Here is a 15,137-nt window from a genome sequence, read left to right on the forward strand (position 1 = left end):
TTAGTTCTGTTATATTTTTTGGCGTAAAATACAAGCTAATCATTGATGAAGGTGTATTTGAAAGTCAATTTATTTAACTAAGCATCGAAAAAATAATATAAGAATTGCTAATCAATTGATGTGATATTACCTTCGCCAATTTATTTTCAATTGATAAGTTTATTGATAATAAATTACTAAGCCACCTCTTAGAAAATAAGACTAAAAGGTGGCGGGTAACAAAAATTTAGCGACGTAGAAAGACTTGAGGATATAAATGTTCTGGATGAGTATTAACACTCACATCTGCGCCATACCATTTCTGAATATTCTCTGTTGTGAGTACGCGGTGTGGCGTACCTTCACAAACTAGCTTACCTTGATGCAGTAATAAAACTCTATCGGCATAAAGAGACGCTAGATTAAGATCATGCAAAATACAACACACCATAAGGTTTTGTGTTTTTGCCAATTGTTTTAATAAACGTAAGCTGTGTTGCTGGTGGTAAAGATCAAGTGCGGAGGTCGGTTCATCAAGGAACAATACGGCTTCTTGTGGTGTAGGGTGCCATAATTGCGCCAACACTCTAGCAAGTTGTACTCGTTGCTGTTCTCCTCCCGATAATTGACGATAGTCTCTATCTTTAAATTTTAAACAATCTGTTTGGAATAGTGCGGTTTCAATTGCGATTTTTTTATGTTGTTGTCCATGAGGCGTTCTCCCCATGGCAACCACTTCTTCGACTGAAAATGAAAACGAGAGCTGACTATTTTGTCGCATAACGGCACGGTTTTGCGCTAATTGTTGGCTATTCCATTGTGAATAGGTTTTTTGTTTAAAATAACATTGCCCTTGTGTTGGTGTTGTATAGCCTGTTAATAAGCGTAATAGCGATGATTTTCCTGCGCCATTAGGACCAATTATGGTAACAAACTCCCCAGCATTAAATGAAAGTGACACATCATCAATAATGGTTTTATTGCCAATTTGGTAAGTTAAATTATTTCCATAGAGTAATGGCGTGTTTTGTTTTTCAATCATGACATTCTTCCTGCGGGTTGTCGTAAGATCAGCCAAAGGAAATAAGGGCCACCAATTAATCCTGTAATGAGCCCCACAGGGATTTCTGCTGGAGATACCAGTGTTCGTGATAATGTGTCAGCAGCGAGTAATAGTGTCGCACCACCTAAAATAGTGGCAGGTAATAGCCATACATGATTACTACCAATACGCATACGAATAAGGTGTGGAACGACAAGTCCAATAAATCCAATAACACCACTTAGTGCGACAGCACAACCAATTAAAATGGCGCTAAGCAGTAACAAAATAAACTTGGTTCTTCTTACATTTAGTCCTAAGTAATGCGCTTCTTCATCACCAAGTTGTAATAGATTTAATTTATGGCTTTGCCAGCACGCTAAAATGCTGACAGGAATGATCACGAGGGTTGCAATGGATAAGGTTTTCCAGTCAATCTGGCTTAATGAACCCATCATCCAAAGTGAAAATTGACGTAACTGTTGGTCGGTACTGATGTAACTTAATACACCAATAAAAGACATACATAGCGCATTGATAGCAATACCAGCAAGTAACAATCGCGCTAAATTTCCGTCACTCAATTGATGTAATGAGAAGATAATCATTGCCACAATTAAGCCGCCAATAAAGGCGGCGACAATATGACTGTAGAATACAAAGGCGGGCGAAAAAGAGAATGGTAGAATAATCACAATGGCAACCATTAGTGCTGCACCGCTACTAATACCAAGTAAACCAGGATCAGCTAATGAGTTTCTAAATAATCCCTGCATTATTGCACCCGATATTGCTAAAGCGCCGCCAACAATAATGGCTAATAATACGCGTGGTAAACGGATATCTAGCCAAATTTGCCATTCCATATCATCAAAAGCGCTGTTCCATAATGTATGAAACGAAAGGGCTAATGCACCGCTATTCACAGAAATTAATGTAACAGTGGTGAGTAAAAAGAGTAAAACTAAAATACTCATCCACGGTGAACGAAAACGAGACATTATTGCTCCAGTGCTTGACGAATTTGATGCATGACTTCTGGTGTTGAAAGGGTAAAGCCTAATAATCCCATGTCATCAACAACAACGTAATGCTTGTTTTTACCTGCTGGTGTGTATTTTATGCCAGGTAATTCCCACAATTTTTCAATTCCGCCAATACCTTTTATCCCTTCTTTGGTGACCAGTAAAATATCAGGTTGGCTTGCAATAACACCTTCTTGAGAAAGTGGACGATAGCTTGTAAACCCTTGCATCGCATTTTTACCACCAACCAGTGAAATAATGGTATCAGCCGCTGTATTTTGACCCGCAGCCATTGGAATAACACCACCATGACTCATGATATAAATGACTTTCTTATCGATAGGCGTGGTTGAAATTTTCTTGATAGAGAGGGCGAGTTGTTCTTTTAGTCGATTGCCTTCTTGTTCTTTGTTTAAAACAGTCGCAATGGTGTCTATTTTTTCATTAATGGCTTCTAATGAATGTGTACCTGTAATCGTTTTAACAGCGACTCCCGCTTCTTTAATTCGACGTAATGCTAAAGAAGGACGAGCTAATTCGCTGGTAATAATCAACGTTGGTTTGACTGATAAGATCCCTTCTGGGTTTAGCATTCGCATATAACCCACATCAGGAAGTGTTTTCACTTGTTCAGGAACTAAACTGGTGCTGTCTCTAGCAATAATCTGCTCGCCGGCACCTAATGCGAAAACAATTTCTGTAATATCACCACCAATAGTAACGATACGTTCATTCGCCGAAGTGATGAAAGATAGGGCGCTACACAGGATCAAAAGAAGCCATTTTTTCATTAAACCATTCTCCGATTAGGCGATTTTAGTGAGAGAATTCACTTGTTCACGCCACTGTAGTTGCTCTGCAGTCCCTTCAGTGCGTTGTCCATAGAGTTGAGCAATTTGTTGCCCCTTGTTATCAAAGATTTCAAGGCTGGTAACAAATCCATCTTGAGTTGGTTTACGTGTTACCCAACTTTCTGCAATTTCACTTTCAATTAAATGAAGTGTAAAAGCAGGATTGAAAACGTTAATCCAAATTTGCTCGCTATTTTCAACTTGATGCGGTACTAGACGATCAATTTTGCCTGTGAAAATTTGTACACAGCCGCGACTACCGACAAATATCATGATCTCGTTTTGTGTTTCTTTAGCGAGCGCTAATAAAGTTTTCAGTGCGTTGTTATCAACTTGATAAGCAAGGTCATCAGGAACAGCTTTGAATGCCTGTTGGCGACTTAAGTTATTTTCTTTTAGTAATTTGAAGAATTGGTGAACGTCAGTCATTGAACGCCATTGTTGTTCAAGTTGTTCTGCTAATTCATTACTAACAGGCGTGTTTGAGTATGGTTTAACAGGCGTGATGTCGAGAGCAGGATTATCTTCCAATAAGAATGATTGAATAAGTGCATCCCATTCATCCATATTCGTGTTATCTGTCGCATAGACTTTATGTAATGCATCACCATGCATATCAAAGAATTGAATGCTATAACGTGTTCCTTTTGATGTTTCTTCGGCAAGTGCAAAAATGCTTGACCAATAAGCGAAGAAAAAGCGTAAATCCATTGCACGCGGATTTAAGATTAAGCCAGCGTGATCGTTAAAACGGGCATTGGTATATTCACCAAGGTGTTCATGAACGGCAATATCATTACGAGTAATCGCTTTGACTTCACCTACCTTACTTAACGCTTTTAATAATTCTTGTACATCATTGCGTAGACGTTTTGCATCGTGTCCTACACGGGCGTAAGTGAGTTCAGCTTCACTGACATTTAAATAAGCCGCGAGATCTCGTGCATACGATGCTTTTTTGTCCGCTTTAGCTTGCAGGTAGCTCTCATAAAGAGATTTATTCACAGAAACTCCTATTATCTCGTTGATTTTATTGTTTATTACCATTGATAACTCACAAGTACTTTTGCATTTCGGCCTTCTTGAGGAATACCCGCAGAAGAGTAATAAGTTTTATCAAATGCGTTACTCAGTACAAATGAGGTTGTCAGCCCTTTTAATGAGGCATCACCTTCATAACGAAGGTAAAAATCATTAACGCCATAGCCTGCTTGTTGGTGATTGGTTGAGCGATTAAAACGGTCATGCTTGGTAAAGTCCGTTTTTTTGGTAAATTGACCAACCCAACCGACGGAAAAATCCGTACTCGGTACAGGAACATCAAAGCGACTGGTTAATGTATCTGGCTCAATTGAAGTTATTGAGGCATTAGTCGCATTGTCTTTCCCTTTGGTATGGTTGTAGGCTAAATCCCAATTGAAGAATTTCGATTGGTAGCTCATAGAAACATCCCATCCCCAAATAGTTGCTCTTGATATATTTGTTGACTGTGTATATCCCTGAAAAATAGCAACATCTGCATCAATATAATCTTTTGCGCGAGTATTGAAATGGGCTGCTTTAATTTTCAGATTATCATTATTAGATAATAAGTCGTCGAATTGGAAACCAAATCCATATTCAGTAGTTGAATTGGTTTCGGGCTTTAAATTAGGATTTGGACGCCAATAGTTTGTGGGTGTGCCGGGGAATGGTGCATCAAAATGTTTCGCATCATTATACATCTCACCTAAAGTTGGTGCTCTAAATGCCTGTGAGTAAGAAGTGTAAAGCATTGACCAATCCGTCGGTGTGATACTGATTGCTCCTTTTGATGACCATTTATCCGCAGTAATGTCATCATAACGATCGTTTTGGCTTTTATATTTGTCAAAACGCGTTCCTAAAATTAAGGAGACAGGCAAATCACGTAAAGTGATTTCGTCTTGCACCCAACCTGATATAAACCGAATATCAGCTTGTGGGAAGCTTTCGGCATTTTTGCTTGGTGATTGTTTCTGTTTATAAACCTCACCACCATAAGTTAATCCATGTGACGCAAAGCTATTTGTACCAATTTGTGAGCGGTTTTCGAGTTTTACGCCATAGGTTTTTTGTTCTCGACCTTCAAATCCTTTTTGTATCGTTTTAGCATTGATATCAACTTCACTGTAATAAGCCTGTGTTTTCAAATTAATCCACTGCTGATCTAAAGGTGCAAATTGATAGGTTAACTGAACATCTTTTTGTGTTGTGGTGCGATCAGTTTCTACATTAGCAAATGTAGGATTTGAGGGAACTTGAGGGTTTTTAGGTTGATTTGTATTGTTATGGTAATAACGGAACTGCCCACTTAACGTGTTGCTATCATCAATTAGCCAGCGCCCTTTAGAAAGAAGATTAATAATGGTTTCGTCATTTTGAGCGTGATAACCACCACCATAACGGGTATCACCTTTATCGCGAGCTGATAATGAGACCAGTCCATCAAGGTTATCGTGCCTACCAAAAGCGGTAACACCTAAACCTTGGCTATGTTGAGCGGTATTACCAAGACCAGTAACACGTACGCCACCTTGTTCATTTCTTGAAATCAGATCGCTAGCATCAACTGTATCGTAAGCGATAACCCCCCCAAGAGCACCACTACCATATAAAAGAGCAGAAGGACCACGGACAACTTCAACTTGTTTTATAAGCAGAGGGTCGACAAAAATACTGTCAATATGACCGGTATCTGTTCCTTGGCGAACGCCATCTACAAGTGTCAGTATTCCATTCTTATTGTACCCACGCATACTGATGGTTTCACCATTAGTACGACCTGCGCCTGAAATTGAAATGCCGGGTACATGGCGAAGTAATTCAGAAGCACTTCCTGCGGTTTCTGACAACGCATTGTTATTTTTTATAACTGTTGACATCATCGGTAGTGTAAAGCTATCACGCTCATTACCCGTCGCATAAACTGTAAGCACCTCTTGTTTCTTCTCATTAGTTTGCGTCTTTTCTTGAGCAGACACACAAGCAGAAGAAACGGCAATTGCCAGTAAACTGAACTTAACCAATAGGAATGACTGAGACATGCAGATGGATCTCCGTTATTTAATGGGCTGTTAAATACAGCCCTTTGTTATGTAAATTATTGCTCCTCATTTACCAGCGATAACTGATGGACATTTTGATATTTCGACCTTCTTGTGGCACACCTAATGCTGAGAAATATTCTCGATTAAACGCATTGGCGAGCACTAACGCGGCTTGAATATCTTTATTGTTTTGAGATTGATAACTAATTGAAAAGTCGTGAATACCATAACCTGGGTATTGGGTGATCAGTTCTTGCATTCGATTTGTGGTTTTGCCTTTTACGTGAGGAGCACGGCCTTTATGTGTGCCTTTATTGGCGGTAGCACTGGCAAATTTGCCCGACCACCCTAATGAAAACGGGGTTTTTGCGACAGGAAGTTGAATAAAGGTCGTCAGTATTTCTGGGCGAACAGGCGAAATTGTTTCATGTGTGGTTAACTCAAGAGTATGAGTACGGTTGTAGCTTAAGCCCATTGAAAAATAAGGATGGGTATAGCGTAAACTCACGTCGATACCGTCAATTAATGCTTTAGGAATATTAAAAGCTTGTAAGTTAAGCATGCCTGCCATGGATTTATTATGCCAAGGACCATAAGTAATGTAATTCATTGACTTAGTGTCAAAATAAGCAGCTTTTAAAATAAGTTTATCTTGTTGTGATAAAAGCTGTTTAAATGAGAAATCAGCGCCATATTCCCAAGTGCTATTTCTTTCTGGTTTTAAGTTTGGGTTGGGTACCCAATGCGCATTAAAAAAACCAGCTTTAAAATGAAATGAATCATTAAACATTTCATTTAAGGTTGGTGCGCGAAACGCAGTTGAGTAGGTAGAATAAAGCTGTAACCAACGAGTTGGTGTGAATGCTAGCGTGATATTTTCAGTTGTTCCGCGATAACGGGATGCATGTTTTTCTGCTTGTAATGTTTTAGACGAAAATTTATTGAAGAAAGGATCAAGCCCTTTGCCAGGGATATTTTTGTAATAGTGATAACGTATACCGGTTGTGAGTGTAAGAGGGAGTGACGGTGTGCTGAGAGAACTTTGCAACCAACCTGCAATATAATTCATTTTCGCTAAAGGAAAATTTTTTGCTTGTTCATTTGACTGCATTTTCTGCTGATAAGCTTCTGAACCTATCGTTATGGATTGTTTTAGAGCGTCAGACCATAAAATATCCGCGTGATCCTCTAATTTTATGCCATAGGTTGATTGTGTCCGTGACTCGTATGTACCTATTTTTCCTTGGATATTCTTTTTTAAATCTGACGCTGTTAATTTAGTATCCGTTAAAAAGGATTGGTTAATATTAAACTGTGAATAGTAAAGATAAGTGGTTAAATCTAACCATGAATTTGTATCAGATACATAGTGGTGAGTGAGCGCATAATTTTTTTGCTGAGTGTCGCGCTGCATTTGATTACTGTCATTCTTGCCAAATCCGCCCATTCGATGCAGTACTTCGCGTTGTTCACCTGAATTATCATAATGACGGGCTGAAAGAATAAGTGTTTGATTTTCAGTTGGATAAAAATACGTTTTTGCAAAGAAATTTTTAATATGCTCGTGATTTTCTAATTTATCACCATTAGCAAGACGAATAGGACCACGTTGACGTTGGTTATACGCAAATAAGCCTTCTACAATATCGTGTCTTGCTGCAATAATGCCACCATAAGAAAAATGGCGATCTGCCGATGAAACTGAGCTAAATAGTTTTGCGCCTAATTTTTTATCTGTGCTTAATATGGATTGAGGATCAAGAGTATTAAACGCAACAACCCCTCCCATAGCACCTGCACCATGCAAAATGGATGCTGAACCATGTTTTACATCAACTCGTTTAATTAAAGAAGGATCAAGAAAGATACCGCCTAAATTATTTATGGTGTTTTCTAGTGGCTGATAAATACCATCAACGAGGATCTTGATACCTTTTTGGTCGTATCCTCGCATCAAAATATTCGCGCCATTCGTGATACCTGTTCCTGATAACGTCACACCAGCAACATCTTTTAACATTTCACCAGAAGTTGATGCCGTTTGTGCTTTAGCCGAAGAAGTATCAATAACAGAGTGAAAGTCTGAGGCGAGATTGTCGTTATAGCCAATAACAGTGAGAGCTTCCGTGCTACTATTTTCAGGGTGTGCAGAGGCAATAGGGGAATACAACAGACAAAGCGCTGTTGCTATACCTGAATATTTGAAATGTTTTTTCAGCATACGCATACCATAAATGTCCATAAAAAATCCTTGTATATGGAGTTATTTAGCTGGCTGCCTAGCTGAGGGGGTAGGTGGCTTGCAAGTTATTGTCAAAAATGATTATTTAGTCAGGATTAATTTTCCTGCCTTTGTTTGACGCAGTTGATACAATTCTCCGTTATGTTGAATGTAAACCACGCCATCTTTACCTAATAACTCAACGCTATTAATCGATTGAATTATTAAAGAATGAGAGTTCTGCCTGATTAAAGAATTATCCAAATTATTAGCTTTTTTATTCATAACATACTAAGAGTAATAAGCGTTATCATTATGATAATCATTATCGTTAACAAAAATATTTAGACAAGCTTTTTTTAACATAAATCGGTTAATTTACGTCATATTGTGAGTTATTTGAGTGGGATGAGAGAGAAACCGAATAAAAATTACACGAAGGATTAATAACCTGAATGACAAAATTTATGTGGATAGAGATGCTCAAGGAAAAGGCTCGTTAGAAAGAAAACGTAAAAAAAGCTTTTATTGGTATCAAAGTATTATTCAATCTCAAGCTGAATTATTGTGTTAACACAAATGGTCTTGTGTGAATGACACAATAAAAAAGGAGAGTAAAGACTCTCCTTTTTGCTATTTATGAGTATTTAGCTTATTGAAATCGACTTTCAACGGCTTGTGCTAATAATTCAAGAAGTTGTTCTGTGTCATTCCAGCTTAAACAAGGATCGGTGATAGATTGTCCATAATTAAGCGGTTTATTTGGCACGACTTTTTGTGAGCCTTCTTGTAAAAAACTTTCAGCCATCACACCCACAATCGCTTGTGAACCATCTTTAATTTGTTGACCAACATTTCTGGCTACTTCTAATTGACGACGATGAATTTTTTCGCAGTTACCATGGCTAAAATCGATAATAAGATGTTCTGGTAAATCTACTTGTTTTAATGCATCGACCGCATCAGCGATATCGCTTGCGTGATAATTCGGTTTTTTACCTCCTCGCAGAATAATATGACCATAAGGATTACCACTGGTTTGGTAAATTGTCATACGGCCATTTTTATCTGGCGATAAGAAGGTGTGACCAACACGAGAAGCACGAATCGCATCAATCGCAATACGGGTATTACCATCAGTGCCATTTTTAAAGCCAACAGGGCAAGAAAGCGCAGACGCCATTTCGCGATGAACTTGGCTTTCTGTCGTTCTAGCACCAATGGCGCCCCAACTAATTAAATCTGCAATATATTGACCGGTGACCATATCGAGAAATTCAGTTGCAGTCGGTAAACCTAACGCATTTATTTCAATTAATAGCTTTCTTGCAATGCGAATACCTTCGTTGACGTTGCAAGAGCTATCGAGGTAAGGATCAGAGATTAAACCTTTCCAGCCAATGACCGTACGTGGCTTTTCAAAGTAGGTTCTCATGACGATTTCTAAGCGGTCATGATAACGTACTTTTAGCTGATTAAGCTTAGTGGCGTACTCTTTGGCAGCTTTAGGATCATGAATAGAGCACGGCCCTACAATCACTAATAGTCGCTTGTCTTCTCCGGTAAGGATCGCTTCAATTCGTTTACGTGCTGATGTGATATTTTGGATTATCTCATCAGAAATGGGGAACTCTTTTGCTAAGGTTTCTGGTGTTACTAAACTGTCTAGTACCTTAGTCCGTAGTTCGTCTGTCTTTAGCATAATTTATCTCAATAAATATACAGGGTAAGTGTCTACCCAGTGATTAAGATCACAATAAACGAAATTCAGCTAATTTCAACAGCGTTCACAGAGAAAAACGAATAAAAAAGTTGCCATAAAGAGTTAAAACATTCTTCTCGCTAATCCCATAGAATCAATTACCTTGGTTGAGATTTCTTCAACAGAATAATTCGTGGTGTTGAGATAAGGGATATTGTTTTTTCTAAAAAGTGCTTCTACTTCGGACAATTCAATTCTGCATTGACGAATAGAGGCATAACGGCTATTTTCGCGACGTTCACCACGAATAGCAGCAAGACGTTCTGGCGCAATAGTTAAGCCAAATAATTTATGTTGATACTCTTTTAGTTCCGCAGGTAATTTTAAGAAGTCCATATCATCTGCAGTAAATGGATAGTTGGCAGCTTGAATACCAAATTGCATTGCGAGATAGAGGCTGGTGGGGGTTTTTCCACAACGAGAAACGCCAATTAAGATCACTTGTGCTTGGTCGAGATTGCGTAATGATATGCCATCATCATGGGAAAGGGTGTATTCGATAGCGGCAATACGAGCATCGTATTTACTAAGATTTTTTTCAGTTAATCCATGGGTTTTATTTAATTTTGGCGATGCCTGTATCCCCACTTCTTTTTCAAGTGGTATTACAAGAGATTGCACAATATCCTGACAAAAACCTTCACTGCTATTTATTATCTGTTTAACTTCAGGGCTGATAATAGAATAAAAAACAAGGGGTTTAGCGCCACTCTTTTTATAAATTTCAGCAATTTTCTGTTTTATTTCTTCAGCTCTTTCCACAGTAGAAACAAAAGGTAATGTGTAACTTTTCATTTTTAATGGAAATTGAGAAAGTACCGCATGACCTAATACTTCGGCGGTAATCGCCGTACCATCAGAGATAAAAAAGACTGTTCTATCAATGGGTTCATTATTATCACAATTAATAGAATTCAAGCTTAATATCATAACGCTCACCTTTTTTTAGCTGAATTAGCAAATCAAACAATATTATCTAAAGCATTTTTAGTGATTATAAAGGATAAAAAAATAAAGTTTTCTGGTTGATCGATTCACCTTTCTATATTCAGCATCACATTGTGATACGCTTATTTACGTTGTCATTTTGACAGCGGGTTTTTCTTTTTTTCTCTCTCTCATAATTGTTTAAAAAAGGATTGTTCTCAATGTCCAGCAATAGCCTCACCCCGTGCAATGTGCTTTGGTATAACCAATTAGGTATGAATGACGTTGATCGTGTTGGTGGGAAAAATGCTTCCCTCGGTGAAATGATCACAAACCTAGCGGAACTGGGTGTTTCTGTTCCTAATGGGTTTGCTACCACAGCGCAAGCGTTTAATGATTTTCTGGAACAGAGCGGTATCAATCAGCGTATTTATGAATTACTTGATAGCGTTGATGTTGATGATGTTCATCAACTGGCTCAAGCAGGTAATCAAATTCGCCAGTGGGTAATTGATACACCTTTTACGCCTCAGTTTGAAAAAGATATTCGCGATGCTTATCTCACATTAAGTGAAGGTGAATCTGAAGCTTCATTTGCCGTTCGTTCATCTGCGACTGCAGAAGATATGCCTGATGCTTCTTTTGCAGGTCAACAAGAGACGTTCTTAAACGTTCAAGGTATTGATGCCATACTCGTGGCAATCAAACACGTATTTGCTTCGTTATTTAACGATCGTGCAATCTCTTATCGTGTTCACCAAGGTTATGATCACCGTGGTGTTGCATTATCTGCGGGTGTTCAGCGTATGGTGCGTTCTGATCTTGCTTCTTCAGGTGTGATGTTTACCATCGATACTGAATCTGGCTTTGATCAAGTTGTCTTTATTACATCAGCTTATGGTTTAGGTGAAATGGTGGTACAGGGGGCTGTTAACCCAGATGAGTTCTATGTACACAAGCCAACTTTAGCCAAAGGTTTACCTTCTATTGTGCGTCGTAATCTTGGCTCTAAAAAGATCCAAATGGTTTACGCGGACAGTGTTGAACATGGTAAACAAGTTCGTATCGAAGATACACCAGAGTCACTGCGCAATCGTTTCTCTTTGACTGATCATGAAGTTCAAGAGCTGGCTAAACAAGCGGTATTAATTGAACGTCACTATGGTCGTCCAATGGATATCGAATGGGCTAAAGATGGCCATAATGGTCGTTTATACATTGTTCAGGCTCGTCCAGAAACAGTCCGTTCTAACCAGCAAGTTATGGAGCGCTATCAATTAAATGAAAGTGGCTCTGTTATCATCGAAGGCCGTGCTATTGGTCATCGTATTGGTACGGGTACCGTTAAAGTTATTCATAACTTAAGTGAGATGGATAGAATTGAAGCGGGTGATGTGCTGGTTACTGACATGACAGACCCAGATTGGGAACCTATCATGAAAAAAGCCTCTGCGATTGTAACTAATCGTGGTGGTAGAACTTGTCACGCTGCAATTATTGCTCGTGAATTAGGTATTCCAGCTGTAGTGGGTTGTGGTGATGCAACAGAATGTATTACTGAAGGACAAGTTGTAACGGTTTCTTGTGCTGAAGGTGACACAGGATTTGTTTACGATGGTAAACTGGATTTTTCTATTCAGAGCTCCGCAATCGATAATATGCCTGAATTAGGGCTCAAAATCATGATGAACGTCGGTAATCCGGATCGTGCATTCGATTTTGCTAGCTTACCGAATGATGGTGTCGGTCTTGCACGTTTAGAATTTATTATTAACCGCATGATTGGTGTGCATCCTCGAGCATTATTAGAGTATGACGACCAAACTGAAGCACTGAAAGCCGAAATCAATGAGATGATGGCAGGTTATGAATCTCCCGTAGAGTATTACATCAGTAAACTAACGGAAGGGATTGCAACATTAGCTGCGGCATTCTGGCCTAAACGCGTTATTGTTCGTTTATCTGACTTTAAATCTAACGAATATGCCAACTTAGTCGGGGGCGATCGTTATGAACCAGATGAAGAGAACCCAATGTTAGGTTTCCGTGGTGCAGGTCGTTATGTTTCTGATGATTTCCGTCGTTGTTTCTCCCTTGAGTGTGAAGCGGTAAAACGTGTTCGTAATGATATGGGCTTAGAAAATGTTGAAGTCATGATCCCATTTGTTCGTACTGTACGCCAAGCTGAAGAGGTGATTGACGAATTAGCGGCAAATGGTTTGAAACGCGGTGAGAACGGCTTAAAAGTCATTATGATGTGTGAAATTCCATCAAATGCCTTATTAGCGGATAAATTCTTAGAACACTTTGATGGTTTTTCTATCGGCTCTAACGATATGACCCAATTAACATTAGGTCTTGACCGAGATTCTGGTGTGGTTTCTGCTCTGTTTGATGAACGCAATGATGCAGTGAAAGCATTATTATCAATGGCAATCCAAGCCGCAAAACGTCATGGAAAATATGTGGGTATTTGTGGTCAAGGACCTTCTGATCATGAAGATTTCGCACAATGGCTAATGGAAGAGGGAATTGATAGTTTATCGTTAAACCCAGATACCGTAATTAAAACTTGGGTAAAATTAGCACAATAGAATTAATATCATCTTATAAATAAAAGCTCACAATATTATGTGAGCTTTTTTTATACAATTATTAAATAATAGGTAAAAAAAAAGCCTATCATGGGCTGACAGGCAAAGACTACACACAGCAATATTTTATATTCTTTAATTCCGCCAATTAATCTATTAATATGAGTGGCAAAATTATTAAATTGATGAAACATTTGTTTCGTTGATATTTATATTAAGAGAAATGCGTTAATTATGCTCTAAGAATTATCTCAATAAAAAGAATATTGGTTTATTTAAAAGTGAATATAACTTGCTGGTAACAAACAGGTTTAAAAAAATGTAATTTGTTTCGAAATGTAAGTTTTAATATAAAAATATAATCGTTTATTCCTAAATTGATAATCTTTATTAAACTTTGCTTTGTTATTTTTAGAGCATGTAAGTAGCTACACTTACATGCTCCATTATTATTTATTCTTTTTCGATAAAGTTTTTATTCATAAATTCTACTGTTTCAGTTAAATCAGGATTGGGTTTGGGGACTTCATTAATCCATGCATTTAATAAACTATGTGCAACAGCGAGAACAACAGGACCAATAAATAAACCAATCATACCTAATGTTAAAATCCCACCAATAACACCTGTGAGAATTAGGACCATAGGCAAATCAGCACCCATCTTGATTAAATAAGGTCGTAATACACCATCCATTGTGGCAACCGCACCACCCCAAATTACCATGACAATGCCCCAAGTAGTATCACCCGTCCAAAATAGCCATAAAATTGAAGGGATCAATACTAATAAAGGGCCTATTTGAGCAAGGCAACAAATAAACATAATGACGGTTAATACCGTAGCATAAGGTACGCCAGATACGGCAAGACCGATACCACCAACAATAGCTTGAATTAAGGCGGTTAAAACCACACCTAATGCGACCGCGCGAATAGACATAGATGCAAGTAAAATTGCCGCATCACCTCGTTGACCTGCTAAGCGAATAGCAAAATGGCGCAACCAAGATACGACGTTTTCACCCTGCAAAAACAGTAAGCCTGAAAATAATAACATCACCCCCAAATGGAGGGCAAATCGACCAATATTTAAGGCTTGAGCAAAAAACCAGTTTGCCGCTTGTCCAACATAAGGTTGGATTTTTGAGATTAATGCATTACCCCCAGAGACAAGAATAGAGTGCCATGTATCATAAAGCTTACTTCCTATCATAGGGATATCGTTAAGCCATAATAATTGAGGTGGTTGAATATTCGAAGGTGATTTCGCCAATTCAATTAAAGGGGCACTATTATCAATGACGCTACTAATTAATAAGATAATTGGGATAACGAAGATCAGTAATATCAAAATCATCATGATCATGGTTGATAGCCAACGATACTTTACCCGTTTTTCAATAATAAGAAGTAAAGGCCATGTTGCTACAACAATCATTCCAGCCCAAATGAAACCCACAATAAAGGGATTTAGTATCCAAAAACTAGCGATAATAAAAAAAGAAATAAAAAGAACAGTGAATAAAACTTTGGGTATATCTGTATGGATCTGCGGTTTTTCCATGGTTTTAAATCCCTACACGAATAAAAATGCTAGAAGCAGATGAATAAACATTGCAAATATCACGTTGTTTATATCACTACGCAATTTGCCAGAATTGTATGA

Annotated in this window: 11 protein-coding genes; 1 reads left to right on the forward strand and 10 read right to left on the reverse strand. The window is 38.3% G+C overall.

Translation table 11 applies throughout. The annotated features are described in order from the left end of the window. Window positions 1-226: 226 nt before the first annotated feature. From DK865_RS08270 to ppsR, 9 genes are all read right to left on the reverse strand, one after another. Window positions 227-1,021, reverse strand: a complete 795-nt coding sequence (locus DK865_RS08270) for a heme ABC transporter ATP-binding protein (protein WP_023582369.1) — start codon at window positions 1,019-1,021, stop codon at window positions 227-229. Continuing rightward, window positions 1,018-2,022 carry a FecCD family ABC transporter permease gene (locus DK865_RS08275; RefSeq protein ID WP_109391645.1) on the reverse strand — a complete coding sequence of 335 codons (1,005 nt, stop codon included), beginning with the start codon at window positions 2,020-2,022 and terminating at the stop codon, window positions 1,018-1,020. Before DK865_RS08275 ends, DK865_RS08270 begins: the two co-directional genes overlap by 4 nt. Continuing rightward, complete coding sequence (locus tag DK865_RS08280) at window positions 2,022-2,837, reverse strand: heme/hemin ABC transporter substrate-binding protein (protein WP_109391646.1); 816 nt, start codon at window positions 2,835-2,837, stop codon at window positions 2,022-2,024. Before DK865_RS08280 ends, DK865_RS08275 begins: the two co-directional genes overlap by 1 nt. Before the next feature lie 15 nt (window positions 2,838-2,852). Then, window positions 2,853-3,902 (reverse strand): hemin-degrading factor, encoded by a 1,050-nt coding sequence (locus tag DK865_RS08285; protein ID WP_194295189.1) that lies wholly within the window; start codon window positions 3,900-3,902, stop codon window positions 2,853-2,855. Between the two features lie 35 nt (window positions 3,903-3,937). After that, a complete protein-coding gene (locus DK865_RS08290) occupies window positions 3,938-5,962 on the reverse strand; it encodes a TonB-dependent hemoglobin/transferrin/lactoferrin family receptor (protein ID WP_109391648.1) in 2,025 nt (674 codons plus the stop codon). A gap of 70 nt (window positions 5,963-6,032) precedes the next feature. Further along, entirely contained in the window at window positions 6,033-8,207 is a 2,175-nt protein-coding gene (locus tag DK865_RS08295) for a TonB-dependent receptor domain-containing protein (RefSeq protein WP_109391649.1), read from the reverse strand. Between the two features lie 81 nt (window positions 8,208-8,288). Beyond that, window positions 8,289-8,471, reverse strand: a complete 183-nt coding sequence (hemP, locus tag DK865_RS08300) for a hemin uptake protein HemP (RefSeq protein WP_023582363.1) — start codon at window positions 8,469-8,471, stop codon at window positions 8,289-8,291. 367 nt (window positions 8,472-8,838) lie between these two features. Next, window positions 8,839-9,888 (reverse strand): 3-deoxy-7-phosphoheptulonate synthase, encoded by a 1,050-nt coding sequence (locus DK865_RS08305; RefSeq protein ID WP_109391650.1) that lies wholly within the window; start codon window positions 9,886-9,888, stop codon window positions 8,839-8,841. Between the two features lie 123 nt (window positions 9,889-10,011). Further along, window positions 10,012-10,878 carry a posphoenolpyruvate synthetase regulatory kinase/phosphorylase PpsR gene (gene ppsR, locus DK865_RS08310; RefSeq protein WP_023582361.1) on the reverse strand — a complete coding sequence of 289 codons (867 nt, stop codon included), beginning with the start codon at window positions 10,876-10,878 and terminating at the stop codon, window positions 10,012-10,014. A gap of 218 nt (window positions 10,879-11,096) precedes the next feature. On the opposite strand from ppsR, the gene ppsA reads away from it, so the two are divergent. After that, complete coding sequence (ppsA, locus tag DK865_RS08315; protein ID WP_036913228.1) at window positions 11,097-13,469, forward strand: phosphoenolpyruvate synthase; 2,373 nt, start codon at window positions 11,097-11,099, stop codon at window positions 13,467-13,469. A gap of 453 nt (window positions 13,470-13,922) precedes the next feature. On the opposite strand, the gene ydiK is transcribed toward ppsA, so the two are convergent. Beyond that, window positions 13,923-15,035, reverse strand: a complete 1,113-nt coding sequence (ydiK, locus tag DK865_RS08320; RefSeq protein WP_023582359.1) for an AI-2E family transporter YdiK — start codon at window positions 15,033-15,035, stop codon at window positions 13,923-13,925. Window positions 15,036-15,137 lie beyond the last annotated feature (102 nt).

The sequence above is a fragment of the Proteus cibi genome (assembly GCF_003144405.1).
GTDB classification, from domain to species: domain Bacteria; phylum Pseudomonadota; class Gammaproteobacteria; order Enterobacterales; family Enterobacteriaceae; genus Proteus; species Proteus cibi.

Excerpts from the sequence above, each read along its gene's own strand:
- DK865_RS08270 (WP_023582369.1), bottom strand. The coding sequence starts at position 1,021 with ATGATTGAAAAACAAAACACGCCATTACTCTATGGAAATAATTTAACT.
- ydiK (WP_023582359.1), bottom strand. The coding sequence starts at position 15,035 with ATGGAAAAACCGCAGATCCATACAGATATACCCAAAGTTTTATTCACT.
- DK865_RS08275 (WP_109391645.1), bottom strand. The coding sequence starts at position 2,022 with ATGTCTCGTTTTCGTTCACCGTGGATGAGTATTTTAGTTTTACTCTTT.
- DK865_RS08280 (WP_109391646.1), bottom strand. The coding sequence starts at position 2,837 with ATGAAAAAATGGCTTCTTTTGATCCTGTGTAGCGCCCTATCTTTCATC.
- DK865_RS08290 (WP_109391648.1), bottom strand. The coding sequence starts at position 5,962 with ATGTCTCAGTCATTCCTATTGGTTAAGTTCAGTTTACTGGCAATTGCC.
- hemP (WP_023582363.1), bottom strand. The coding sequence starts at position 8,471 with ATGAATAAAAAAGCTAATAATTTGGATAATTCTTTAATCAGGCAGAAC.
- ppsR (WP_023582361.1), bottom strand. The coding sequence starts at position 10,878 with ATGATATTAAGCTTGAATTCTATTAATTGTGATAATAATGAACCCATT.
- DK865_RS08305 (WP_109391650.1), bottom strand. The coding sequence starts at position 9,888 with ATGCTAAAGACAGACGAACTACGGACTAAGGTACTAGACAGTTTAGTA.
- ppsA (WP_036913228.1), top strand. The coding sequence starts at position 11,097 with ATGTCCAGCAATAGCCTCACCCCGTGCAATGTGCTTTGGTATAACCAA.
- DK865_RS08295 (WP_109391649.1), bottom strand. The coding sequence starts at position 8,207 with ATGGACATTTATGGTATGCGTATGCTGAAAAAACATTTCAAATATTCA.